Annotated in this window: 1 pseudogene; it reads left to right on the top strand. The window is 65.2% G+C overall.

Going from position 1 to position 313, the window contains the following annotated elements:
* Window positions 1-313: pseudogene (locus SB765_RS28740) on the top strand (malto-oligosyltrehalose synthase); the annotation flags it as partial.

Here is a 313-nt window from a genome sequence, read left to right as displayed (position 1 = left end):
CTGGCCGCTGGACCTCGACCTCCACGATGGCAATGCCCTGCGCCAGTATGCGGAGCGCATTCGCCAGTGGCAGCAGAAAGCCCTGCGCGAAGCCAAGTTGCGCAGCAGCTGGAGCGCCCCGAACGAAGGCTACGAAAGTGCCTGTGCCCGCTACATCGACAGCCTGTTGCTGGACAACGAGAACCAGCAACTGCGCAAATCCGTGGCCGATGCCGCGCAACTGCTGGCCTGCCCCGGCGCCCTCAATGGCCTGGTGCAGGCCTTGCTACGCATGACCACGCCCGGCGTACCCGACCTGTACCAGGGCAACGAA

Source organism: Pseudomonas sp. SIMBA_067 (assembly GCF_046534675.1).
GTDB classification, from domain to species: Bacteria; Pseudomonadota; Gammaproteobacteria; order Pseudomonadales; family Pseudomonadaceae; genus Aquipseudomonas; species Aquipseudomonas putida.
This window is presented reverse-complemented; position numbering and strand designations above follow the sequence as displayed.